We start from the raw sequence: 23,349 nt of genomic DNA, 5'->3' as shown, positions 1-23,349 counted from the left end.
CGCGGGCGCGCGGGCGACCGTCAGCGGTCCGGGCGTGGCCCGCGCACCACCAGCAGCGCCGCCCCCACCGCGTACGCCGCCCCCGCCATCGCCCAGGCCGCCGCCTGTGGCCCCGGCTGCATCGGCCATGCCCAGTACGCCGCCGCCCCGCCCGGGGTCCTGGGCGCGGCCATGTAGACCGCGCCCCCGTACACCGTCATCGGCAGCCAGCTCGCCCGGGCCCCCAGCAGGGCCGCCGCCGCTGCCGTCACCCCCGTCGCACCGAGAACGTTGCGCACCATGGCCGGCGCGCCGAACCGCTCCGGGTGCCCCGGCACCGCCAGGGCCAGGGCCCCGGCCGCCAGCGCGGTGAGCAGCAGCAGATACGCCAGGCGCCTCGGCCACCAGGGGCGCGCGGCCGTGCGGTCCAGCTCCTCGGTGTGCGAGTGGAGCCCCGCGCCGATCGCGGCGGCGGCGAGCGGCGGGGCGAGCGCCAGCACCGGGACGCGGGCGGTGTGGTCGAAGCCCGGCTGGTCCTGGAGCCAGTCGGCGGCCCACCCGGCGAACAGGGCGATGCCCGCCAGCGCGGCCAGCGTCGCCGGGAGTGCGCGGGAGCGCAGGTACAGGACGGTCAGCGGGGCGCGTACGAGCGTCGCCCCTCGGCCGGTCGTCACAGGGCCGGCACCTCCTTCGGGTCGCAGCTGTCGCGGGTGGCGAGGTAGCGGCCGAGCCATGCCCGGCGCTCGGCGTCGTCCATCGCGGTGAGCCGGTCCAGATACGGGCCGGACCAGTCGCGGGCCGGCGCCGTGGCGTTGGAAGGGGCCAGCCAGTGCACCACGGCGTCGTCGATCTGCATCACGCGTATGTGGGCGTCCTCCTCGGCCTCCGCCGCCGCGGACGCGTCCCCCTCCGCCACGGACTCGTCCTCGGCCGATGCGGAGTCCGGGCAGTCGCGCTCGGAGAGTTGCCGCGCCGTCTCGGAGGCGTACGCGACGGGGTCGACCAGTCGGCCGCGTACGACGGTCCAGCCGAGGGTCGGCCCCGGCAGCCGGGACGCGCCGGCCGGAGTCCTTCCACCGCCGGAGACGGGTACGGAGACGTACCGCAGCGGTGCGCCGGGCACTCCGTCCAGGCGGGAGCGCAGCCCGGCCAGCGCGTCGGACACCTGGGGCAGCAGCGGCCCCTCCCGCCCGCCCACGCAGACCTGCGGAGCCTCGTCCGTGCAGATCAGCTGCCAGGCCACCGGGTCGTCCCGGAACAGGTCCTCGCCGCTGCTCACGATCAGGGGAGCGAGGGCGGCGGCCACCGCCAGCGGCACGACGGCGAACAACCGGCGGCGCGCCGCGTACCCGATCACCAGGGCGAGCACCGGAGCGCCGACCCACAGGACCATGACGGGCGCGAACCACCCCACCGGGACCTGGTCCCCCAGGTAGTACTGCTCGGCCGGGTTCAGGAGACGGAGGTCGGAGGCGAAGTACGTGGGCACGCCCAGGAAGAGGTACCCGGCCGCCGCGAGGACCGGCGCGGCCAGCCGCCACCGCCACACCCGGCCGACCACGAACCCGGTGAACGCCGCGCACACCAGGAACCAGGCGTCCACGGCGATCAGCTCGGCCGAGGGCCCGCCCGCGCCCGCGTACGGCCAGGTGGCGGCCAGCACCCCCGCCGCGGCGAGCAGATGGCCGACGACCGCCCACACCGCCACCGGCGCGGCGGCCATCACCAGCCGCGCCGGACGGCCCCGGGGCACCGAGAGCCACAGCCCGGCGGTCCGCCGCCGGTGGTCGCGGCCGCCCTGCCAGCACCCGGCGGCCGCGACCAGCGGCCCGCCCAGCAGCGTGGCGGACGCGTGCAGCAGCTCCTGCGTATCGGCCCAGCCGCCCTGCCACTGACCGGACTTGCCGAGCATCGTCACCGCGATGGTGAGAGCGACGGCCGGGGCGGTCCAGGGGGCGATCCCGCGCCTCAGCTCGGCCCGGAACGCGGCGCGCGCCGGGTGGCCGCCGCGCCGGCGGGGGGCCTCGGGGGCGGCGGACTCCGGCGGACTCAGCGTGTCCGTCATGCCCCCACCGCCGTACGGTGCGTGCGCAGGGCGGCGGTGTAGCCGCGCTCGATGGGGTTGCCGCCGAGCTCGTCCGACGCGTCGCCCAGGGCGACCAGGCCGGCGGTCGTGCCCCGGTGGGCGATCCGGCCCGCCTCGATGAGGGTCACCTCGGTGCAGGCGGCGGCGACGTCCTCGACCAGATGCGTGGAGACGATCACGGTGGAGGAGCCGCCCAGCTCCCGCAGCAGGGCCCGGAACTCGACGCGCTGCTCCGGGTCGAGACCGGCGGTCGGCTCGTCCAGCAGCAGGAGGGCGGGCTCGTTGACGATCGCCTGGGCGATGCCGACCCGCCGGACCATGCCCCCGGAGAGGGTCTTGACCTTGGCGTCGATCCGGTCGCCCAGCCCGACCCGGTCCACGGCCCGCTCCACCGCCGCCGCGACCCCCGCTCCGTCCATCTCCTTGAGCCAGGCGACGTAGCCGACGAACTCGCGCACGGTGAACCCCGGGTAGTAGCCGAACTCCTGCGGCAGATAGCCGAGCCGACGCCGTACGGCGGCCCGCTCGCGGTGGTCGGAGGGCCGGCCGACCTCGTTCCCCAGCAGCTCGACCCGGCCCCCGTCCGGGGCCGAGACCGTGGCCAGCACCCGGATCAGCGAGGTCTTGCCCGCCCCGTTGGGCCCGAGGAGGCCGTGCACGCCCGGTGCGAAGTCCAGGTCCACGGCGTCCAGTGCGGTCTTCTTGCGGTGCCGGACGGTCAGCCCGGTGACCTTGGCGCTCATGGTGTCTCCAGATGGTCGAAGGAACGGCGGCGGGCGGCGAGCAGCAGCGCGCAGGCCAGGGCCCCGGCCGCCCAGGAGCTCTGGGCGGCGGGCCCGGTGAAGTACGGGGCGGCCCCGGCCATCAGCGCCTCTCCGGAGGGGGAGGCTCCGGCGGAGGGCGCGACGACGAGGGCCAGCCAGGCGGTGCCGACCGCTGCCGCCCCCCGGCGGCAGCCGACGAAACTGCCCAGCGCGAGCGTCGCCAGCGTCAGCGCCAGCCCCGGCAGCAGCCAGGCGGCGGCCCCCGGACCGCCCGCCGAGGACGGCAGCACCGCCCCGGCGAGGGTCAGCGCCGGAACGCTCACCGCGAGGACGGCGGCGGTCCGGGTCAGCAGCAGCCGCAGCCCGCCGGACGGGGTCGAGGCGACGATCTCGTACAGCGGATCGGTGTGCCGCCCGTAGGACAGGGCGACCCCGGCGAACGGCAGCACCGGCGCGGTCACCAGCAGCAACGGCCGTACGGAGGCCCCGAGCCCGGCCCCGTACGACAGGGATACGGCCCCGAGGACGACGACCGCGAGCGCCAGCAGCCACGCCCCGCGCAGGGCGGGCCCGGCGGCCCACAGGAGCCTGACCGCGCGGGGCGTACGCGGGATCGGCACCGCGCTCCCCGTGCTCCCCGGGCTTCTCGGGCTCCCCGTGCTTCTCCCGGCGTACGGGGGTGGGGCGACGGCCGGGTGGGATTCCGGGTGTTCGGCGTACGCCCGGGAGGCGACGGCCGGGTGGGATGCGGGGTGTTCGGCGTACGGGGGTGGTGCGGCGGCCGGGTGGGTTTCCGGGCCTTGGGCGTACGCCTGGGAGGCGACGCTCCTGTGCGCCTGCGGGACCGCCGTCGCCAGCACGGCCGCCCGGACGTCGGCCAGCAGCGGGCCCGTCTCCGTACCCGCCCGGACCGCCGAGGAGACCAGGGCCGCGCAGCGGCCGCACACCTCGACGTGCTTCTCCAGGGACCAGGCGTCGCTCTCGGCGGCCGTACCGGCCGCATAGCGCGCGGCCAGCTCCCCGCCCACGTGCCAGACCGGCCCGCCGGGCTTCTCGCGCCTCATGCCATACCCCCCAGGGCCGCTCCGCCGTCCGGGGCCAGCCGTTCCAGGGCGGCCCGCAGCTCGCGCCGCGCCCGCATCGCCCGGGTCTTGACCGTGCCCTCGGGGATGCCGAGGAGCGCGGCGGCCTCCCGGGTGGAGAGCCCGTCCACGACCGTGGCGCGCAGCACCTGGCGCAGTTCCGGCGAGATCCCCTCCAGGGCGGTGCCCACGTCCCCGTACTCCAGCCCGGCCAGCACCCGGTCCTCGGCGGAGGGCGCGGCGGCCTCCGGGGCGGTCCCGGGGAGGCGGTCCGCGCGCGCCCCCGCCCGCAGCGCGTCGACCAGGCGGCGGGAGGCGATCACCCACAGCCACCCGCCGGCCTGGGACCCCCGGTGCGAGGCGGCGGAACGCCACACGGTCACGAAGGTGTCCTGGAGCACTTCGCGCACGGTCTCCGCATCCGCGCACCGCCGGGCGAGCCGGGCGTGCAGCCACCCGGCGTGCCGGTCGTAGAGCGCGCCGAGCGCCTCCGCGTCCCCGCCCGCGACGGCGCGCAGCAACGCCGCGTCGTCCTGGTCCGTCCCCATACCGTCATCCCGCTCATCCCGGTCCTCCCCCGTAGGGCGCAACAGCCTCACACCCTCCCTATCGCCCGCCGGACCGTATCCGGTTCACCGGGAGGTTCACCGAGGAGGGAGAGCGGCCCGGGGAATAGCCGTTCCGCGCCCGACGCTCCCGTGGACGGAGGGATCACCAGGCTTCCGGGCCTTGATCGCTCACAGCGAACAGCGCCCGGGGAACATTCGGCGGCTCACAAGCATTGAGTCCACATAGCTCAACTTGCCTGCCGAAGGGGAGATCATGACTACCGAGTCCAAGGCGTTCACACCGATCGACCTGCCCGTGCTGCCGCTCGACGACGAGGTCGTCCTGCCCGGCATGGTGGTGCCGCTGGACCTGTCCGACACCGAGGTGCGCGCCGCCGTCGAGGCCGCGCAGGCCGCCGCCCGTCCCGGAGGCGGCAAGCCCGAGGTGCTGTTGGTCCCGCGCATCGACGGCACGTACACGGGGACCGGGGTCCTCGGCACCGTCGAGCAGGTCGGACGCCTGTCGGACGGTGACCCGGGGGCGCTCATCCGGGCCCGCGACCGGGTCCGCATCGGGGCCGGGACCAGTGGCCCCGGGCGGGCGCTCTGGGTCGAGGGGACCGTGCTCGACGTCGTCGTGCCCGACCCCCTTCCCGGCTCCGCCGCCGAGCTCGTCAAGGAGTACAAGGCGCTCGCCACCAGCTGGCTGAAGAAGCGCGGCGCCTGGCAGGTCGTGGACCGGGTCCAGCAGATCGAGGACCTCTCCGCGCTCGCGGACAACTCCGGATACTCGCCGTTCCTCACCACTGCCCAGAAGGTCCAGCTGCTGGAGACCGTGGACCCCGTCGCGCGGCTGAAGCTCGCCATCCAGTGGCTCAGCGAGCACCTCGCCGAGCAGGATGTGGCCGAGTCCATCGCGAAGGACGTCCAGGAGGGGGTCGACAAGCAGCAGCGGGAGTTCCTGCTGCGCCGTCAGCTGGACGCCGTACGCAAGGAGCTCTCCGAGCTCAACGGCGACCCGGAGGACGAGTCCGACGACTACCGGGCCCGCGTCGAGGCCGCCGACCTGCCCGAGCACGTCCGTACGGCCGCGCTCAAGGAGGTCGAGAAGCTTGAGCGGTCCAGCGACCAGTCGCCCGAGGGCTCCTGGATCCGCACTTGGCTGGACACCGTCCTCGAACTGCCCTGGACCGAGCGCACCGAGGACGCCTACGACATCCGCGGCGCCCAGGAGGTCCTGGACGCCGAGCACGCCGGCCTCGCGGACGTGAAGGAGCGCATCACCGAGTACCTCGCGGTGCGCAAGCGGCGTGCCGACCGGGGTCTGGGCGTGGTGGGCGGCCGCCGTGGCGGCGCCGTGCTCGCCCTGGTGGGCCCGCCCGGCGTCGGCAAGACCTCGCTCGGGGAGTCGGTCGCGCACGCCATGGGCCGTGAGTTCGTCCGGGTCGCGCTCGGCGGGGTCCGGGACGAGGCGGAGATCCGGGGCCATCGGCGTACGTACGTGGGCGCGCTTCCCGGACGTATCGTGCGGGCCATCAAGGAGGCCGGTTCGATGAACCCGGTCGTCCTGCTCGACGAGATCGACAAGGTCGGCTCCGACTTCCGGGGCGACCCGGCCGCCGCCCTCCTCGAAGTCCTCGACCCCGCGCAGAACCACACCTTCCGCGACCACTACCTGGAAGTCGAACTCGACCTCAGCGACGTCGTGTTCCTGGCCACCGCCAATGTGCTCGAAGCCATCCCCGAGGCCCTGCTCGACCGTATGGAGCTGGTCCGGCTCGACGGCTACACCGAGGACGAGAAGGTCGTCATCGCCCGGGACCACCTGCTGCCGCGTCAGCTGGAGCGGGCCGGTCTGGAGAAGGACGAAGTGGCCCTGGAGGAGTCGGCGCTGCGCAGGCTGGCCGGCGAGTACACCCGCGAGGCGGGCGTACGGAACCTGGAGCGGGCGATCGCCCGGCTGCTCCGCAAGGTCGCCGCCCAGCACGAACTGGGCGACCGCGAGCTGCCGTTCACGGTGACCGACGCCGACCTGCGCGGCCTCATCGGACGCCCGCACCATGTGCCCGAGTCGGCCCAGGACCCGGCCGAGCGCCGCACCGCCGTGCCGGGCGTGGCCACCGGGCTCGCGGTGACCGGGGCGGGCGGTGACGTCCTCTTCGTCGAGGCGTCGCTCGCGGACCCGGAGACCGGGGCGTCCGGACTGACCCTGACCGGTCAGCTCGGGGACGTCATGAAGGAGTCGGCGCAGATCGCGCTGAGCTTCCTGCGGTCGCACGGCGCGGAGCTGGAGCTGCCGGTCGCGGACCTCAAGGACCGGGGTGTGCACATCCACTTCCCGGCGGGCGCGGTTCCCAAGGACGGCCCGAGTGCGGGCATCACCCTGACGACCGCCCTGGCCTCGCTGCTCTCCGGACGGCTCGTCCGTACGGATGTGGCGATGACCGGCGAGGTCTCGCTCACCGGGCGGGTGCTGCCGATCGGCGGCCTGAAGCAGAAGCTGCTGGCCGCCCACCGCGCGGGCATCACCACCGTGGTGATCCCCCAGCGCAACGAAGCCGACCTGGACGACGTCCCGGCCGAGGTGCTGGACACGCTGGACGTCCACCCGGTCACCGACGTCCGCCAGGTACTGGAGATCGCCCTCGCCCCGGCTTCGGCCAGGGCGCAGGAGAGGATCCCGGCCGCGGCCTGACCGCCACGCAGTGACGGGCGCGGTATCAGGTACGCGGCCGGTACGGACGGCCCGCTTCCCGAGTCAACGGGGGCGGGCCGTTTCGCACGCAGTGGCGGGCGGGCCGTTCCGCGGGGTCGCGTCAGGGCCTCAGGGGCGGTAGATCGTGCCCGGCTCCGGCACGGCCGGGGCCATCAGCTCGGGGACGGTCACGAAGGTGTAGCCGTCCTTCTGGAGCGCGTCGACGATCCCGGGCACGGCGGGCACGGTGCCCTTGTAGATGTCGTGGAGCAGGATGACGCCGTCCTTGCTCGCCTGGTCCACGATCCGCTTCGTGATCAGCGCGGAGTCGTTCGTCGAGTAGTCCTTGGCGGTGGCGCTCCACAGCACCTGGGACAGCCCGAGTTCCTTGCTGATCTTTGAGACCTGGTCGTCGGTGCGGCCCTGCGGCGGGCGCATCAGCCGGGGCTTCTTGCCGGTGACCCTCTCGATCGCCGTCTGGGTCTTCTCCAGCTCGGCCCGTATCCCGTCCGGCTTCTCGTCGGTGAGGATCTTGTGCGTCCAGGTGTGGTTGGCCACCTCGTGCCCCTCGTCCTCGATGCGCTGGACGGTCTCCGGGTACTTGAGCACATGGTGCTTGCCCAGCAGGAAGAAGGTCGCGTGGACCTTTCTCTCCTTCAGGATGTCCAGCAGCTCCGGGGTGTCCTTGCCCGGCCCCGCGTCGAACGTGAGGGCGATGCACTTCGCCTTGCGGCAGTCCACCGGCCCGAAGGAGCCCTTGGCGTCGGACGCCGCGTCCTGCCGGGCCGAGCCCGGAGCCGTCGTGTCCATCGAGCAGCCGCTCAACGCCAGTGTGAGCGCGGTCACCAGCGTCGCGGTCAACCTCTTGCCGGACAGTCGCATCTTCTCGGGCACGACACATCACTCCTCTGCGCGGGAAATCCGCACAGGCGTGCGGTACGCGGAGGACTATACATAGCGCGTATACATGGAGTGCATAGTGGGGGAGGGTAGGCGGCGACCGGGGTCCCGGCCGCCTGGGGTGCGCGGCCGCCGGGACCTGTTCCTCACAGAGGCTCAGCCGTTGGCCAGCGCCCGTACGCGGTCCAGCGCGCCGTTGAAGCGGTTGTGGTCGCCGACGATCGGGCCCGTCGAGGTGTACTGCCACATCGTCTGGACGGGCCAGCCGGCCGGCAGCTCGCCGACCGTCGTGTTGTACCGGGCCACCCAGAGCGGGTTGGTAGCCCCGAAGCTCGCGTTGTTGCCGGTGCAGTCCTTCCACCAGCTGGTCGCGGTGTAGATGACCGCGTCCCGGCCGGTGCGCGCCCGGTAGGTGCGGGTGAAGTCCCGGATCCAGTTCACCATCCCCGCCTGGCTGAGCCCGTAGCACTGGGCGCCGTACGGGTTCCACTCGATGTCGAGCACGCCCGGCAGGGTCCTCCCGTCCCGGGACCAGCCGCCGCCGTTGTCCACGAAGTAGTTCGCCTGCGCGGCGCCGCTCGTGGTGTTCGGGGTGGCGAAATGGTACGCGCCGCGGATCATGCCCACGTTGTACGAGCCGTTGTACTGCTGCGCGAAGTAGGGGTTCTTGTAGTAAGTCCCCTCGGTGGCCTTCACATAGGCCCACTTGACGCCGCTGTTCCACAAGTTCGCCCAGGCGACGTTGGCCTGGTGGCTGCTGACGTCCACGCCCTCGGTCTGGACGACGCGGGAGTCGCGCGGCAGCCCGCCCTGCCCGTCGTGCTCGATGACGCCCTGGCCCATCCTGGCGGTGCCGCGGGCGGGCGGGGCGGTGGCGGTGGTCCCGTCGTCGGCGGCGGTGGCCGCTCCGGGTGCGGTGAGCAGGAGGGCGAGGGTGGCGAGGAGGGCTCCCGCGGCGGCGAGGCGCGGGGAGCGGGCTGTGCCGGATCTGTGTCGGTGCAGGGACATGGGTGTGCCTCCGAGACGTGGGCGGGATTACCGGCGGCGAGCCGCGGTGCTGGGAGGTGCTGGAGTGCTGGGCCGGGCCGGAGTGCTGGACGCGATGCTGGTGCCGGCGCGCGTGCGGGCGCTCCGGGTGATGGTCTGGTGTGTCCATGTCATGTGCTCGCAGGTGACGCTACGCACGTAGACCCGGGGTGCGGAAGGGGGACTGGTCGCCGCCGTTGGTCTACGCCTGCGAAATACTGGCCGAGCTGCGGCGTTGTCCGGCCGTGGAAGAAACTTTCATCGGCAGGAAACCGTACGAGGGGGAGTGACGTGCACGGGAGCGGAAGCGCGGAGGAACCGGGCGCGGCCGGCGGAACTGGTGTGGACCACGAATTCCTGGCGCTGGAACGCGAATTGGCCGTCTTCCTGCGCCGGGCGCGGGCCAGCTCCGGGGAGATGGCCCGCGAGGTCCACCCCGAGCTGGAACCCGCCGCCTACGGCCTGCTCGTCCGCCTGGAGTCGGCGGGCCGGCAGCGGGCCACGGAGCTGGCCGCCTACTTCGGCGTCGGCAAGGCCACCATGAGCCGGCAGCTGCGGGCCCTGGAGGACCTCGGGCTGGTCGCCCGCGAGCCCGACCCGGCGGACGGCCGCGCCTGGCTCGTCCGGCTGACCGACGAGGGCCTCGCCCGCTTCCGCAGCGTCCGCGACGCCCGCCGCGGCCGGTACGTCCGCAAGCTGGCCGGCTGGGACCGGGCCGAGGTGGCGGAGCTGGCCCGGCTGCTGCGCCAGCTCAACGCACGCGCCGAGGAGTGACCCGACTCGACCTTCAACTCCGGGGGCCGAACGATGCCTCGTAGTTGATCACTCGAACCGGTGAGCGTCTACGCACCGGCGTACATGTAGGAAGCCCACAAGGACGGAGTGCGGGGGAGCCTGTCGCGTACCTGTCGTACGGCAGCGTGCCATGCGAATGGGGCGCGCCGTACATCCATGAAGTCCGGCCCGGTCTTCAATTGGCTGTAGAAGCTGTCCGCGACTACGGCAGCGCACTCGTCATCAATCGCCCACAGCGTGCCGATGACATGAGGGAATCCGGCCAACTGAAAAGCTACCGAGAGCTGCACCGCCTCGTCGAGCAATTCGACTGCATCGATCGCAGCGGTTCGGCATGCCGAGAGGTAAGCAAGTTCCACGCCCTTGAGGCTGATAGCCGAGAGGCTTGCCACGTCGAAGGGTTCGTGCTGGTAGTCCTGAAGCAGGAGCAGGCTTTTTGACGGGTCTGTCGGGTGGCTGGCTCCATGGCATGCGAAGTGAGCGATCTGGCACTCCGGCAGATGCGCAAGGACATTGACTTTCGTCGCCTCCAGAGGCGGAGTGCGATGAGGGCGCTCCGTAGACGCTCCGCTTCCCTGGAGCAGTGCATGCCGCGGGAACTGTTTCTGCACCAGCGAGACTTCGTGCTCGATGTGGTGCAGAGTTCCCTCATCGGCCAGACCCGGTGTTGTAGGCATGGAAACAATCAGCGCCCGGAACGGATCGGTCTTCGCGACACGTCCGTCAACCTGCCGCAATGAGTGCAGCAAGGCCCGCACAGTAGGAGCGTAGCCGGAAACGACTCGGTCGATCACGCTGCGTCGAGCAGGATTGCCCAAGGGGTCGGTGTGATAACCGGCTGCATGAATAGGCAGCAAGCCGAGAATGCCTCCGGGCACCCACCACATACGAGGCCATTCATCCTCGTCCGTGAGGGAGTGGCGGAAGCCGAGAGCATCCAGCACCGGCTGCGCCGCGCTGTCCCACAGCCACTCAAGGATCTTCACCAGTTCAGCTTGGGCATCTTTCCGCAATGCCCTGGATCTCCCGGAAGCAGAATTGCGTAGAGCCTCTTGGAAGGAATCGATGGCAGCGATGACGGCATCATAGCCAAATTCTGCCAGACGAATACTTGATACCTCGCCCTGTGCCAACAGCAGAACGTCGCTGCGATGAGGGCTGACGTTGAAGATCGCAACGGGTCCCGCATGTGTCACTGCGAGGAGTTCGTCCAGGTCAGGGGGGAGCCCGAAGGAAGCGAATCCGCTCATGGAGCGAATTTCTTCCAGGACCCTCTCCAGATCATGGACAAGACGCCTGCGATTCGTGGTGGCTTTGCTCTGCCGCGCAGCACCGAAGGCTTGGGCGTTCACGCCCGTACCCTCCGCGATCGTCGTGCCGGCACTGTGCTCGAGCCGGTCTTTCAGCTCCATGTAACGCTGCGCCACCCCGGGGTTTCGCTGCTGGAGTTCTCTCAGATCAGTACGGATGTCCAAGGTCTGGGCAAGCAGTACACCTCGCCCGGCTTCAAGGAGCCGCAGTGCGCGGGCCGCCCGGCTCTCCGGCGTACCACGCTCATCGGACAGGGCGAGTGAGGCGGCCTCACTGGCCAAGCCGAAATGTAGGCCGAGATGACGTTGCTGGTCGGATCGGTCCAGGTCGCGGGGGGCCAGCTGAGGTAGCAGAAGGACTGCGTCCTCCAGTACGTCCGACGCTCGGGCGGTGTCATGGCGGGCCAGGATCCGAGCCGCTTCGCGGGCGGCTCGGATCCGCACGCCAGGTGTCGCGGCCTCGGAGCGCGCAGCCTCCAGATAAGCCGCCTCCGCCGATGCGGAGTCGCTCACGTCGCCGACATGGTCCGACCGTTCGTACAGCGCAGCGCCCAGACCACAAAGTCGGTCCGCTCGCCCCGGATGGTCGGCCGGGGTGGTGTGAACAGCCAGCTGGGAGACATCGACCGCCTCGTCGAGGTCAAGCACGCGCCGGGTGTTCTCGAATCGGAGCCGCAGACAGTCGCTGAGGTTGGACAGAAACATTGGGTGATTCGGATGATCAGAGTCAGATAGTTTCAAAGCTCGGCGATGCGCGCGAACTGCTGCATTGATATCCGAGAGTTCCCCGGAGTGCTCGTACCGAACCTTTAGGGAGACCCCCAGAGTATTCAGACTGAACACCTGCATGAAATGATCATGAGGGGATGTTCCAGCAACCTCGCGAGCTGATTCGATAGCGAAATCTATATCCTCCTTGAGTCCTGTTCGACGGAACCTGAGCTGCAACGCGCCGGATAGATTGTGAAGATATCGCGCCCGATACGGGCTCTCGTGGGAGGTTTCTGTCAAAGCTGCCCGGATGGCAAGGATCGCATCATGGAGATCTACCGTTGTGCCCGTGCTCTCATAGCGCTCCTGCAACACCCCGGCCAAATTGATCAGGTATCCTGCACGGTTCGCGTGGTGGGGCGGGATGGCCTCGACCGCATTTTCCAACGACTCGACTGCTGCATCAAGCAGCCGACGTGATCCCGTCGCCTGGTAATGACATCGCTGGGCTATTCCAAGGTTGGTGAGATAGGTACCGTATTCCGGATGCTGGACCGGTGTGCTCTCGACTGCGCTCCGGCAGGTGCTGATGGCTGCGTCGAGGTCGGCGATGTCGCCTCCGTGCTCGAACCGCAATCGCAACGCAATTCCTAGATTGGACTGTGAAACGGCCGGGATTTTCCCGGAGGCGGCGACGGATAGGACGGCATTCCGCCCCGATGTGATCGCCCCGTCGAGGTCCGCCGGGTTGCCCGAGTGCTCGAACCTGAGGCGCAACGCGTCCCCCAGGTTGCATTGCTGCATGCCGTAGTCCGGATGGGTGGGGGATAAAAATTCCGCGGCCTTCTCGTGAAAGGCGATGGCTGCGTTCAGATCGTCCGTCGAATTAGTGCGTTCGAAACTCAGTCCGAGAGCACCGCCGAGACTGGTCATGTACAGCGCACGATTCGGGTCATGGGTGGGTGAGATTCCCATGGCCTCTTTCAGGGTGTGAATCGCCGTGGTCAGGTCTTCGGCTCTGTTTTCTCTCTGGTAACGGGCGACGAGCGCGTTGCCCAGGTCGCACAGGCGGCCCGCGCGGACCGGAGAGGGGCTGGAACGCGATGCTTCAGTCGCGTCACGGGCGGCATTGATCGCCGCATTCAAATCCTTGACATCGCCCGAATGATCAAACCTCATTCGAAGGAGCTGAGCCAGGGATGAGAGCTGCCATCCCTGTTCGGAATGGCCGGTCGGTGTGATGCGGACCGCGTTTCGAGTGGCGCGGATCGCTGCGTCAAGGTCTGCCGCACTCTTGGTGTGCTCAAATCGCAGTCGCAGAACGCGCACCAGATTGGATAGGAACAACGCTTTGCCGGGGTGATCGTGGGGCGCGGTCCTGGCCGCTTCATCCATCGTGCTGACGGCCGCGTCAAGGTCTGCGAACCTGCCGCAGTGCTCGAATCTGACCAAAAGTGCTCGTCCCAGATTTCCCAGGTAGTCCGATCGGCTGGGGTGCCGCCGGGGGACAGTCGCCACCGCTGCTCGACCCGCCTCGATCGCGGCGTCCAGGTCTTGTTTCGAACCAGTGACCTCGAAGCGGGAGCACAGCGCGTTGCCCAGGTTGGAAAGAGCCATGGCGCGGTCCGGGTGATCCGCTGTCTGACGGGAGCCGGCCGCCCTGCGGCCGACCGCGATGGCTTCGTCGAGGTCCGCGACTGAGGAAGTGCGGCTGAACCGCAGCATCAACGCACCGCTCAGATTGGACAGATACATCGTGCGGTGGCGGTGAGCCGCAGGCACTCCGTCAGCGATGCGGCGCCACAGCTCCAGGATGCCCTGGACGACGCCCGGATCGGGGTCGGTGGAGACGAGGGCCTGTTGGACCAGCTCGGCGGCGTGCGGGGCGCAAGCGTCTGCCAGCACCGGCGTCAGGGGTTCGGGCAGGGGACCGACTCCCTCGATGAAGCAAGGGATGAGCATCATGACCGCGGCGCTGAAGTCGGCTTGACGTTCGCCGACAGGAAGTGCCTGATGCCGGAGCCAGTGGAGCCAACCGGCGGCGAGGCGGACGTCAAGGTCCCTCGGGTTCTTCCGGACGAGCTCAGTGAGCCGCACCGCCTGGTTCAGCACCTCCGGACTCAGGCCGGCGGAAGGGTCGTCCTCGGCGGCGACCCGCTGTATGAGCGCGCGTCCTGCCGCCAGTTGCCTGCCGCGTGCATCGGATTCCCGGCGCTTGCCCATACCGTCTGATGGTAGTCACGGGATTGTGGGGTCATAGGGGACTTCCGTGGATATGCTCGCCGTGGCTTCCCTCGGGCCGGTTCCGCGGCTGTGCGGAGTGGTCGAGGGAGCCCAGGGGCCGGGCACGGGGAGGGGTCCATGGCTGACGACACAGGCGGCGCGACGCCTGATCGCACAAGAGAGAGAATGGCGATCGTCTGCACGAACGCGGCAGACATTCGCGCCGATCTCCTGGGGTCTGAGGGAGACGACGCCGCACTGGAGAGGGTCCTGGCGGCCGCCCGCGAGGGGCAGGGCGTGGCCTGCGCACTCGACGCCCTGCACGCGACCCTCCAGGCGGGCGGGGATGCTCAAGGGGTGTACGGGTATGCGGGAGGCGGAGGGCTGACCCGCAGTCCTCGCGCGGTCGGCACCGGCCGTGACCACTCGGACGACATCGTCTACCTGTGTCCCCTGAACCGGTGCTCGCGGTACTCGTGGCTTCGTGAGGAGACCTTGGTCCCCAGCTGCGTCGTCAAAGGGCAGGCTCTTGTCCGAGACCGGTTGTGAGCAATGGGCGGACTGATCTCAGAGCTCGGCAAGAAGATCGCCGAGAAGTGGTTCTCCTTGCTGGTTCTGCCGGGAGCCCTGTTTCTGGCGGTCGTGGTGACCGCTCACTCCCTGGGGCACGTTCACGCGCTCGACGTCGCACGGCTCACTGACCAGATCGCGCAGTGGGCCCGCAGACCCGCGGTGACGACCGTGCCCGGGCAGATCATCCTGCTCGCCGCCGTTCTGGCGGGCGCTTCGGCCGTGGGCCTCGCGGCCCAGGCTATCGGCTCAGTCATCGAGCGGCTCCGCCTCGCAGCCGACTGGGAGAGCTGGCCCTTGCCGCTGCGTCGTTCGGCGGCTCGGTTGGTGACCCGCCGACAGCGGCGTTGGAGGGCAGCGGCCCTGGACTGGCACGGGCACCGCGACCGCGCCGCTCGCGCTCGCGCCGAAGGCCGGCGGGCCGACCCGGCCGACCGGCGCCTGGCCCGCCGCAAGATGGTCGGCATCGCACCCGAGTACCCGGGACGTCCCACCTGGAGCGGTGACCAGCTTCACGCGGTGACCATACGACTGGAACGAGAAAGCGGCCTCGGCCTGGACGTGGTCTGGCCCTACCTGTGGCTGATCCTGCCGGAGACCGTGCGGGGCGAGATCTCAGCGGCTCGCGAGAACCTCGCCCGCTCCGCCGATCTCCTGGCCTGGGCGACCCTCTATCTACTGGTGGGCGGCTTGTGGTGGCCCGCTGTGCTGATCTCGGCCGGTCTCACGGTGGCGGGATGGCGGCGTGGTCGCGAGTATGCCGACACCTATTCCCTCTTGCTGACAGCCGCCACCCGGCTCCACGCCCGCGAACTCGCGGAACGCCTGGGGATCGAATCGACCGGTCCGTTCTCCGCTGACGCGGGAGACTCACTCACCCACTGGCTCCGCAATGACCCGCCCCCCGTTCCACCTGTAGTCGCGTGACGCACAGTGGTCCTGGCCGGGCCGACCTCCCCGCGCTGTCGGTCTTTCGGCCAGTTCGGGGCGCCTTGGGCGTAAGCCGGGACGATCCGACACCGCGGGGCCCTTGCCTGCGGCGCCGCACCCGCTCCCGCCGCGCGGACCGCTCCTCGTCCTGAGCCCGGCCTACAGCTCCACCAGCACCGCCGTCGCGTCGTCGTGCGTCTTGCTGCCCAGCAGCCGTACGCGCCCGGCGGCCGCGTCGGCCTCCTCCAGCTCCCGTACCCGGTCGATCAGCCCCTGGGGCCCCGCCTTGCGCAGCAGGTCCAGCGCGGCCGTCCAGTCGCCCTCGCGGAACACCTCCGTCCAGCGGCTCGCCCCGTCCGTCAGTGCGGCTAGGGTCCGGACCCCGGCCGCCGGGACGGTGCCGGTCACCGCGCGTGAGGCGACCGCGGGGTCGGCGGCCGCCGTGAAGAAGCCGCCCTCCTTGTTGCGCAGCCGGGCGTCGACGATGGCCGCCGAGGCCAGGGAGCCCGGCGGGAGCCGGTCCAGACGGTCGTCGAGGACCGCCTGGACCGTGCCGTCCGGGGCCTCCAGCAGAAGCACCGAGTCCGAGAGCACCAGGTATTCGATCGCCTGTTCGTCCCAACGCGCCAGGGCCACCGTCGCCTGAGGCGTACGCGCGTGAGAAAGGTCACAGGTGGCCCGATGGGCGTCAGCGGTACGGGAGATGGCCTCGGCCAGCACCCCGGCCAGGTCCAGGTCCGGTCGGGAACCGGACAGTTCCACCAGCGCCCCGCCCAGACGCGCGGTGAACCACGGAACCGAGTGCACGCAGCCGTGGTCGGCGAGCGGCGGCGTGACGCCGTCGAGCAGGACCAGGGAGCCCCCCTGGCCGGACGCCGGAAGGGCTGTGGAGACCCAGTCCTCGTTGGGGCGTTCGGGACTGCCGGGGGCGGTGGCGAGTTCGATGCGCATGGCGTCAGTCTGCATGAGCCCCCCACCGGACCCGCAGGGGGCGGGTTTTGGCCTGTACCAGCACGTCCACGCAGGTCAACGCACCACCGCCGAACGGAGGGAAGGGCTCCGAACCGGGTGCGGGCGGGCATCCTGCCAAAGCCTGAGCCGAAGTTCCACCTGGCGGTCCACGCATGGTCGCGGACGGGCCTGGGGAGACTTGTTCGCCAACTCAAGAGTGATGTTCACTCGTTGGAGTGGCGGAGCGGTTGATGCGCGTCCCCTTCCGAAAAGCACTGGAATGGTCGGAAGCCGTACCAGGAACGGGGCGCCCTTCTATGTGACCGAGCGTCACCTCTGCTTCAAGGGTGGACGAGTCAAGATTGCGAGCACCGGTGCAGAAGAAGCGGCCGCGGAGCAAGGGCAGCACGCGCGACGGTTCCGGGGCGACGCCACCGGCATCGGGTGCGGAGAAGCCGGGCGCGGAGAAGCGGACCGTACGGGTCCGTCGTCGGCTGGTCGCCGGTGTCGCCGTCGTCGGGGTCATCGTCCTCGCGGCGGGCGCCCCCGCGGCGCTCGGCGCGTCCACCGATCTGGCCGAGTCCCAGCGGCTGGTCACCCTCGCCGAGCTCAACCAACAGGCCGTCACCCTCGCGCACTCCCTGGCCGACGAGCGGGACGCCGTCACCGCGTACATCGCGGGCGGCCGGGCCGATGACGGCAAGACCGGCGCCGAGAACCGCCGCATCCGCGCCACCCGCGTCGACCAGCGGATCGACGAGATCCACGAAGCGGCCCCCGCCGCCCTGCGTCGCGACCTCTCCACCGTGCCCTCCCTGCGCCGCACGGCGCTGACCGGCAAGGGCTCGGCGCTGGAGGCCCACCAGGCGTACTCCGAAGTCATCGCCAAGCTGCACGGCGTCTCCGCCGAGCTGGCCGAGAAGACCCCGCCGCGCGCCGCCGACGCCACCCGCGCCCCGCTCGCACTCGGCGCGGCCGTCGAGCAGGCGTCCGCCACCCGCGCGCTCCTCCTCGCCGCCCTCGCCGTACCGCGCCCCGAGCCCACCGCCCCGCAGATCGACCCCTTCACCGGCCTGCCCGTGCAGACCCAGGACGAGGAGAGCGCCCGGGCCGGCCGCGCCCGGGACGGGCTCAGCACCGCCGCCCAGCAGGCCCGGGTCCGCGAACTGGCCTCGCTCGCCGAGTTCGACCAGGCGGCGAACCCCGTCGCCCGCGACAAGCTCTCCGCCACCGTCACCGGCCCCGAGGTCAACAACGCGGAGAAGTACCTCACCCGCCTCACCGACCGCCCCGAGCTCTCCGAGAACGAACAGCGGACCAACCCCAAGAACCTGGAGGCCGCGCTCTCCGCCCGCATCGACCGGATGCGCAGCGTCGAGTCCGCCCTCGGCACCCAGCAGGTCCAGCGCCTCGAAGGGTTCCGCGACGACGACGTCACCGCCCTGGAGCTGAGCATCGCCCTGCTCGGCGGCTGCTTCCTGCTCGCGGTCGGCGTCTCCACCGCCGTCGCCCGCACCCTGACCCAGCCGCTCGCCGTGCTGCGGATCGGCGCGGCCCGCCTCGCGGAGGAGCCCGCGAGCGCCGAACCGGTCCGCTATACCGGCCGCAACGACGAGTTCGCCCAGGTCGTCCGGTCGATGAACACCCTCCACTCCAAGCTGACCGGGCTCCAGCAGGAGTTCACCGACCGCTTCGAGAACGTCGACGGCGAGCGCGCCGGACTGGTCGCGGAGCGCGAGGCCCTCACTCTCCAGCGCGCCGAACTCCAGGCCGAGGCCACCGAGCTCACCGCCCAGCTCGAACGCCTGAAGAACACCGTCCACCACACCTTCGTCAACCTCTCGCTGCGCAACCTGGGCCTCGTCGAGCGACAGCTCGGCGTCATCGAGGGCCTGGAGGAGCGCGAGCAGGACCCGGAGCGCCTCGCCACCCTCTTCAAGCTGGACCACATGGCCACGGTCATGCGCCGCCACAGCGAGAACATGCTCGTCCTCGCGGGCGCCGAGCACGGCCACAGCCACGCCGGCCCGATCCCGCTGGTGGACGTCGCCCGCGCGGCGGTCAGCGAGATCGAGCGGTACGAGCGGGTCACCATCCAGTCCCTGCCCCCGCACGCCCAGATCGCCGGGTTCGCCGCCGACGACCTCAGCCATCTCCTCGCCGAACTCCTGGAGAACGCCACCTCCTTCTCCCCGCCGGACTCCCATGTCGAGCTCTCCGGCTGGCTGCTGGAGTCCGGCGAGGTGATGCTCTCCGTGCAGGACGCGGGCATCGGCATGTCGACGGTCCGGATGGGCGAGCTCAATGCGAGGCTGGCCGACCCGGCCTCGTTCGAGGCGGGGGAGCAGAGTGCGGACGGGGCCGGACTCGGCCTCCAGGTCACCTCGTTGCTGGCCGCCCGGCACGGCGTCCGGGTCCAGCTGCGCGAGCAGAAGGGGAGTGGAGTGACGGCCGTCGTCGTCCTGCCGCAGACCCTGCTGCCCAACTCCCTGCCCGCCTCGTCGCCGCCCTCGGTCCAACTGCCCGGTGACGCGCCGACGCTCAATCTGCCGGGCTCCGTCGCCGAGGCCAACTCCAACGCACTGCCGAGCCGTACGCCGGTCGCGCCCGCCCAATCGGTGGCGCCCGCGCAGCCGGTAGCGCCCGTGCAGCCGGCCGCGCCCGCCGGGCCGGATGCGCCGGATGCGTCGCCGGAGCTGGAGTCGCAGCCGGAGCCGCAGCCGGAGCTGACCGCCGAGCCGACACCTGAGTCCCGGCCCGAGTCCGAGCCGTCCGCGCTTGAGCCGTCCGAGTCCGAGCCGTCCGCGCTTGAGCCGTCCGCGCTTGAGTCCCAGCCCGAGTCCGCGTCCGCCGCCGAGCCCGCCGTCGACCCGATGATCGCCGCAGCCGAGCGAGCGCTCCGCGAGGCCGGAGTCCCGGAGCCCGCCCCCGCCAAGGACCCCGAGGCCACCGCCGTACCGCAGCAGAGGTCTGATGCGAACGCGGAAACGGACGCGGACGCGCGTACCGGTACGGACACGGGTGCGGACGCAGACACGGCGGCCGAGCCCGACTCCGAGATCACGGCGGCCGAGTCCGACTCCGAGATCACCTTGCAGGTCCGGCTGCCGAAGCCCCCGGCGGACCCGAGCCCCCCCGAGGCCCCGCCGGCCGACCCGTACGCCATCGGCCCCGACCGCCACGAGCGCCCGGCCGAGAGCGCCCCGGGTGACGAGGACCCGGACGGGCCCGCGTTCCGCCCCGCGCCGCACGCCGAGGCCGTCTCCGACATGGTGCCCGGCCCCCGGCGGCCGCAGGCCGATCGGGTCACCGACAAGGGCCTGCCCAAGCGCACCCCCAAGGTGGTCCAGCCCGAGGACGCTCCTGCCACCGGGCGCACCGGCAGCCTGGACAGGGACGACCTGCGCCGCAGGCTGGGCAGTTTCCACCAGGCGGCGAAGGAGGGCCGGCGCGACGTCGAGGCCGAGATCGCCGAGTCGGCCGTCCCCACCGCCCACACCACGGGCACCACGCACACCGGCCCCACCGCAGCCACCGCCCACACCACAGGCACCAGCCACACCACAGCCACCGACCGCACCGCGCACACCGCACGCACCGAGCAGACCGGCGGCCGTATGAACGGCCGGAACGAAGAGACGGGGGACACAGTCGAGGAGGCACGCAGTTGACTGCGCCCAGCACGTTCGGGCTGAGTACCGAGGCCCGGAACCTTCACTGGTTGCTGAGCAATCTCGTGGAGGAGGTGCCAGGGGTCCACTCGGTCACCGTCGTCTCGTCGGACGGGCTGATGCTGCTCTCCTCCGACCCCGGCCATCACGAAGTGAAGGCGGCAGGGCCCTCGGACGGCCCCAAGGGCTCCAGCGCCGACCTGGCCACCATCGTCTCGGGCATCGGCTCCCTCACGGTCGGAGCCGCGAAGCTGATGGACGGCGGCGGCGTCAAACAGACGATGGTCGCGATGGACGAGGGCAGCGTCTTCGTCATGTCGATCAGCGACGGCTCCCTCCTCGGCGTCCACGCCGCCCCCGACTGCGACATGGGCGTCGTCGCCTACCACATGGCCCTCTTCGTCGGCCGGGCCGGACACGTACTCACCCCCGAACTCCGCAGGGAACTGCGCACATCGATGGAGAGCGCCCAGTGACGACCGCCGCCGCAGCCGAACCCGCCCCGCGTCTCCCCGTCCGGGGGGCCGACAAGCGCCCCGCCCGGGTCCGCCCGTACTCCCTCACCGGAGGCCGCACCCGGTTCGGACACGTCCTGCTCGTCGAGACGTTCGTCGCCGCCCTCGAAGCACCCGAGGAGCGCCGCGAGCTCACCAACGGCAACCTCGCCTCGCGCGTCATGCCGGAGCTCCAGGCCATCGTCGAAATCTGCCGCCGGATGCGTACGGTCGCGGAGATCTCGGCCCTGTTGCGGATGCCGCTCGGAGTCGTCCGGGTGCTGCTCAGCGATCTGGCCGACCAAGGGAAGATCCGCGTGTACGGGACCGGTCACGGCGCCGGCCAGCCCGACCGCGCACTGCTCGAAAGGGTGCTCAATGGACTCCGCCGTCTCTGAGGCGCCGCTCTTCGCCCCGCGCCGGCCGGGGCCCCGGGACGAGCCGTCACGGCCCCAGGACCAGGCCGAGGAATCCCTCCAGGCTTGGCAGCTCGACCACACCCGCGCGCCCACCGCGACCAAGATCGTGGTGGCGGGCGGGTTCGGCGTCGGCAAGACGACGTTCGTCGGCTCGGTCTCCGAGATCAAGCCGTTGCAGACCGAAGCGCTGATGACCCAGGCCAGCGAGGAGATCGACGACCTCTCCGCGACGCCCGAGAAGACCACCACGACCGTGGCGATGGACTTCGGCCGGCTCACCCTCGACGACGACCTCGTCCTGTACGTCTTCGGCACACCCGGCCAGCAGCGCTTCTGGTTCATGTGGGACGACCTGGTGCGCGGGGCGATCGGCGCGGTCGTCCTCGCCGACACCCGCCGGCTCGCGGACTGCTTCCCCGCGCTCGACTACTTCGAGAGCTGCGGGCTGCCGTACATCGTGGCGGTCAACCACTTCGAGGGGACGCCCGGTTACGAGGCTGCGGATGTCAGGGAGGCCCTGACCGTACCGCCGCACGTGCCGATAGTGATCATGGACGCGCGCAACAGGATCACCGTCGTCGAGTCGCTGCTGGCGCTGGTCGGCCACGCGCTCGACGTCACGCCCTAGATTGCACAGCCCGCCTCGAATCAGAGACAACGGAGAGCCGCGATGCGGAAGATACTCATAGTCGGAGCCGGTCAGTCCGGGCTCCAGCTGGCCCTGGGGCTCCAGTCCAGGGGCTACGAAGTCACCCTCATGTCCAACCGCACCGCCGACGAGATCCGCACCGGCCGGGTCATGTCCACGCAGTGCATGTTCCACACCGCGCTCCAGCACGAGCGGGACTACCAGCTGAACTTCTGGGAGTCCCAGGCCCCGAGGATCGAGGGCGTCGGCGTCTCCGTCGCCGCCCCCGACTCCTCCCGCGCCATCGACTGGGTCGGAAAGCTGGACGCGTACGCCCAGTCCGTCGACCAGCGCGTGAAGATGGCGGGCTGGATGGAGACCTTCGCCCAGCGCGGCGGCCAGCTCGTCATCCACGGGGCGGCCGTCTCCGACCTGGACTACTTCTCCCGCACCTACGACCTGGTGCTGGTCTCGGCGGGCAAGGGCGAGCTGGTCTCGATGTTCGGCCGGGACGCGGCCCGTTCGCCGTTCGACGCCCCGCAGCGAGCGCTGGCCGTCGCGTACGTCCACGGCCTGGGTCCGCGCCCCGAGCACCCGGAGTTCGACGCGGTGCGCTGCAACGTGGTGCCGGGCGTCGGCGAGTTGTTCGTGATGCCGACCCTGACCACCTCCGGCCGGGCCGACATCCTCTTCTGGGAGGGCGTCCCGGGCGGCCCGCTGGACGCGTTCCAGGGCATCAAGGACCCCTCCGAGCACCTGGCGAAGACGCTGGAGCTCATGGAGAGGTTCACGCCGTGGGAGTACGCGCGCGCCACCAAGGTCGAGCTGACCGACGCCAACGGCACGCTCGCCGGCCGTTACGCCCCCACCGTCCGCCAGCCGATCGGCCGGCTGCCCGGCGGCGGCCTGGTCCTCGGCGTCGCGGACGTCGTGGTGGCCAACGACCCGGTCACCGGCCAGGGTTCCAACTCGGCGTCCAAGTGCGCGGACTCCTACCTGGACTCGATCATCGAGCACGGCGAGAAGGAGTTCGACGCGACCTGGATGCAGTCGGCCTTCGACCGCTACTGGGACACCGCCCAGCACGTCGTGAAGTGGACCAACGCGATGCTCGGCCCCCCGCCGGAGCACGTCCTGAACCTGCTCGGCGCGGGCGGCCGGCTCCAGCCGGTCGCGGACCGCTTCGCCAACGGGTTCGACGACCCGGCGGACTTCGAGAACTTCTTCTACGAGCCGGAGAGGACGAACGCGTACCTGGCGTCGGTCTCCGGAGCCGCCTGACCCGGCGAGCGGCGAGCCGCACGAACCTCGGCAGCTCGCTCCGCGGGTGCGTGCACCCCGCACGTCGACCGGGACGTCGTGGCGCGGTGCGCGTCGTGAGGGGGGCGAGAACATCCCTGGCCGGGGCGTGGCCGGGAGCTCCCGAAGTCGCTCTGCCGCACCGCTTCCGCCGGTCGTAGGCGTTCCGCTTCCGGCCCATCAGCGGGAGGAGCACCCCCGGCGCATCGCCCGGTGCTTCTCCCGCTTGTCGATCACCGCACTCGTGACACTGCGAAATTTTGTCCAG

Annotated in this window: 18 protein-coding genes; 9 read left to right on the top strand and 9 right to left on the bottom strand. The window is 71.1% G+C overall.

What is annotated here, in order from left to right:
• Positions 1–20 precede the first annotated feature (20 nt).
• The 5 genes from ACLJPL_RS13150 to ACLJPL_RS13130 are packed head-to-tail and all read right to left on the bottom strand — an operon-like array spanning position 21 to position 4,459.
• The gene (locus ACLJPL_RS13150; protein ID WP_411080957.1) at positions 21–653 is read right to left on the bottom strand and encodes a hypothetical protein; all 633 of its coding nucleotides are present in this window, start codon (positions 651–653) and stop codon (positions 21–23) included.
• Positions 650–2,044, bottom strand: coding sequence for a hypothetical protein (locus ACLJPL_RS13145; protein WP_411080956.1), 1,395 nt, complete (start codon positions 2,042–2,044; stop codon positions 650–652). Before ACLJPL_RS13145 ends, ACLJPL_RS13150 begins: the two co-directional genes overlap by 4 nt.
• Positions 2,041–2,808, bottom strand: a complete 768-nt coding sequence (locus ACLJPL_RS13140) for an ABC transporter ATP-binding protein (RefSeq protein ID WP_411080955.1) — start codon at positions 2,806–2,808, stop codon at positions 2,041–2,043. Before ACLJPL_RS13140 ends, ACLJPL_RS13145 begins: the two co-directional genes overlap by 4 nt.
• Positions 2,805–3,893 carry a zf-HC2 domain-containing protein gene (locus ACLJPL_RS13135; protein WP_411080954.1) on the bottom strand — a complete coding sequence of 363 codons (1,089 nt, stop codon included), beginning with the start codon at positions 3,891–3,893 and terminating at the stop codon, positions 2,805–2,807. Before ACLJPL_RS13135 ends, ACLJPL_RS13140 begins: the two co-directional genes overlap by 4 nt.
• Positions 3,890–4,459, bottom strand: coding sequence for an RNA polymerase sigma factor (locus ACLJPL_RS13130; protein ID WP_411080953.1), 570 nt, complete (start codon positions 4,457–4,459; stop codon positions 3,890–3,892). Before ACLJPL_RS13130 ends, ACLJPL_RS13135 begins: the two co-directional genes overlap by 4 nt.
• Before the next feature lie 274 nt (positions 4,460–4,733).
• Here ACLJPL_RS13130 and lon point away from each other — a divergent pair, with 274 nt between their 5' ends.
• Entirely contained in the window at positions 4,734–7,154 is a 2,421-nt protein-coding gene (lon, locus tag ACLJPL_RS13125) for an endopeptidase La (protein WP_411080952.1), read from the top strand.
• A gap of 129 nt (positions 7,155–7,283) precedes the next feature.
• Here the strand turns inward: lon and ACLJPL_RS13120 are convergent, their stop codons facing one another.
• Both ACLJPL_RS13120 and ACLJPL_RS13115 read right to left on the bottom strand, forming a co-directional pair.
• Positions 7,284–8,048 (bottom strand): polysaccharide deacetylase family protein, encoded by a 765-nt coding sequence (locus ACLJPL_RS13120; RefSeq protein ID WP_411080951.1) that lies wholly within the window; start codon positions 8,046–8,048, stop codon positions 7,284–7,286.
• Positions 8,049–8,210: 162 nt separating this feature from the next.
• A complete protein-coding gene (locus tag ACLJPL_RS13115; RefSeq protein WP_411080950.1) occupies positions 8,211–9,062 on the bottom strand; it encodes a lysozyme in 852 nt (283 codons plus the stop codon).
• 309 nt (positions 9,063–9,371) lie between these two features.
• Here ACLJPL_RS13115 and ACLJPL_RS13110 point away from each other — a divergent pair, with 309 nt between their 5' ends.
• Positions 9,372–9,854, top strand: a complete 483-nt coding sequence (locus tag ACLJPL_RS13110; RefSeq protein ID WP_411080949.1) for a MarR family winged helix-turn-helix transcriptional regulator — start codon at positions 9,372–9,374, stop codon at positions 9,852–9,854.
• Positions 9,855–9,922: 68 nt separating this feature from the next.
• Here ACLJPL_RS13110 and ACLJPL_RS13105 read toward each other — a convergent pair whose 3' ends face one another.
• Positions 9,923–14,119, bottom strand: coding sequence for a CHAT domain-containing protein (locus ACLJPL_RS13105; protein WP_411080948.1), 4,197 nt, complete (start codon positions 14,117–14,119; stop codon positions 9,923–9,925).
• Positions 14,120–14,257: 138 nt separating this feature from the next.
• Between ACLJPL_RS13105 and ACLJPL_RS13100 the strand changes: the two genes are divergently transcribed.
• Both ACLJPL_RS13100 and ACLJPL_RS13095 read left to right on the top strand, forming a co-directional pair.
• Positions 14,258–14,668 carry a hypothetical protein gene (locus ACLJPL_RS13100; RefSeq protein ID WP_411080947.1) on the top strand — a complete coding sequence of 137 codons (411 nt, stop codon included), beginning with the start codon at positions 14,258–14,260 and terminating at the stop codon, positions 14,666–14,668.
• Between the two features lie 3 nt (positions 14,669–14,671).
• On the top strand, positions 14,672–15,616 hold the full coding sequence (locus tag ACLJPL_RS13095) for a hypothetical protein (RefSeq protein WP_411080946.1): 945 nt from the start codon (positions 14,672–14,674) through the stop codon (positions 15,614–15,616).
• Between the two features lie 162 nt (positions 15,617–15,778).
• Here ACLJPL_RS13095 and ACLJPL_RS13090 read toward each other — a convergent pair whose 3' ends face one another.
• The gene (locus ACLJPL_RS13090) at positions 15,779–16,570 is read right to left on the bottom strand and encodes a hypothetical protein (protein ID WP_411080989.1); all 792 of its coding nucleotides are present in this window, start codon (positions 16,568–16,570) and stop codon (positions 15,779–15,781) included.
• Positions 16,571–16,944: 374 nt separating this feature from the next.
• Between ACLJPL_RS13090 and ACLJPL_RS13085 the strand changes: the two genes are divergently transcribed.
• From ACLJPL_RS13085 to ACLJPL_RS13065, 5 genes are read left to right on the top strand one after another with little or no spacing between them, the layout of a single operon-like run.
• On the top strand, positions 16,945–20,241 hold the full coding sequence (locus tag ACLJPL_RS13085; RefSeq protein ID WP_411080945.1) for a nitrate- and nitrite sensing domain-containing protein: 3,297 nt from the start codon (positions 16,945–16,947) through the stop codon (positions 20,239–20,241).
• Positions 20,238–20,717, top strand: coding sequence for a roadblock/LC7 domain-containing protein (locus tag ACLJPL_RS13080; RefSeq protein WP_411080944.1), 480 nt, complete (start codon positions 20,238–20,240; stop codon positions 20,715–20,717). Before ACLJPL_RS13085 ends, ACLJPL_RS13080 begins: the two co-directional genes overlap by 4 nt.
• Positions 20,714–21,133, top strand: a complete 420-nt coding sequence (locus ACLJPL_RS13075; RefSeq protein ID WP_411080943.1) for a DUF742 domain-containing protein — start codon at positions 20,714–20,716, stop codon at positions 21,131–21,133. Before ACLJPL_RS13080 ends, ACLJPL_RS13075 begins: the two co-directional genes overlap by 4 nt.
• Positions 21,114–21,782, top strand: a complete 669-nt coding sequence (locus ACLJPL_RS13070) for a GTP-binding protein (RefSeq protein WP_411080942.1) — start codon at positions 21,114–21,116, stop codon at positions 21,780–21,782. The genes ACLJPL_RS13075 and ACLJPL_RS13070 overlap by 20 nt, the downstream gene beginning before the upstream one ends.
• 42 nt (positions 21,783–21,824) lie before the next feature.
• Entirely contained in the window at positions 21,825–23,063 is a 1,239-nt protein-coding gene (locus ACLJPL_RS13065; RefSeq protein WP_411080941.1) for a styrene monooxygenase/indole monooxygenase family protein, read from the top strand.
• The last annotated feature ends 286 nt before the right edge of the window (positions 23,064–23,349 follow it).

The sequence above is a fragment of the Streptomyces sp. cmx-18-6 genome, from assembly GCF_046548915.1.
In the GTDB taxonomy this organism is placed as follows: Bacteria; Actinomycetota; Actinomycetes; order Streptomycetales; family Streptomycetaceae; genus Streptomyces.
This window is presented reverse-complemented; position numbering and strand designations above follow the sequence as displayed.

Excerpts from the sequence above, each read along its gene's own strand:
- ACLJPL_RS13145 (WP_411080956.1), bottom strand. The coding sequence starts at position 2,044 with ATGACGGACACGCTGAGTCCGCCGGAGTCCGCCGCCCCCGAGGCCCCC.
- ACLJPL_RS13140 (WP_411080955.1), bottom strand. The coding sequence starts at position 2,808 with ATGAGCGCCAAGGTCACCGGGCTGACCGTCCGGCACCGCAAGAAGACC.
- ACLJPL_RS13135 (WP_411080954.1), bottom strand. The coding sequence starts at position 3,893 with ATGAGGCGCGAGAAGCCCGGCGGGCCGGTCTGGCACGTGGGCGGGGAG.
- ACLJPL_RS13130 (WP_411080953.1), bottom strand. The coding sequence starts at position 4,459 with ATGGGGACGGACCAGGACGACGCGGCGTTGCTGCGCGCCGTCGCGGGC.
- lon (WP_411080952.1), top strand. The coding sequence starts at position 4,734 with ATGACTACCGAGTCCAAGGCGTTCACACCGATCGACCTGCCCGTGCTG.
- ACLJPL_RS13115 (WP_411080950.1), bottom strand. The coding sequence starts at position 9,062 with ATGTCCCTGCACCGACACAGATCCGGCACAGCCCGCTCCCCGCGCCTC.
- ACLJPL_RS13105 (WP_411080948.1), bottom strand. The coding sequence starts at position 14,119 with ATGGGCAAGCGCCGGGAATCCGATGCACGCGGCAGGCAACTGGCGGCA.
- ACLJPL_RS13100 (WP_411080947.1), top strand. The coding sequence starts at position 14,258 with ATGGCTGACGACACAGGCGGCGCGACGCCTGATCGCACAAGAGAGAGA.
- ACLJPL_RS13095 (WP_411080946.1), top strand. The coding sequence starts at position 14,672 with ATGGGCGGACTGATCTCAGAGCTCGGCAAGAAGATCGCCGAGAAGTGG.
- ACLJPL_RS13090 (WP_411080989.1), bottom strand. The coding sequence starts at position 16,570 with ATGCGCATCGAACTCGCCACCGCCCCCGGCAGTCCCGAACGCCCCAAC.
- ACLJPL_RS13070 (WP_411080942.1), top strand. The coding sequence starts at position 21,114 with ATGGACTCCGCCGTCTCTGAGGCGCCGCTCTTCGCCCCGCGCCGGCCG.
- ACLJPL_RS13065 (WP_411080941.1), top strand. The coding sequence starts at position 21,825 with ATGCGGAAGATACTCATAGTCGGAGCCGGTCAGTCCGGGCTCCAGCTG.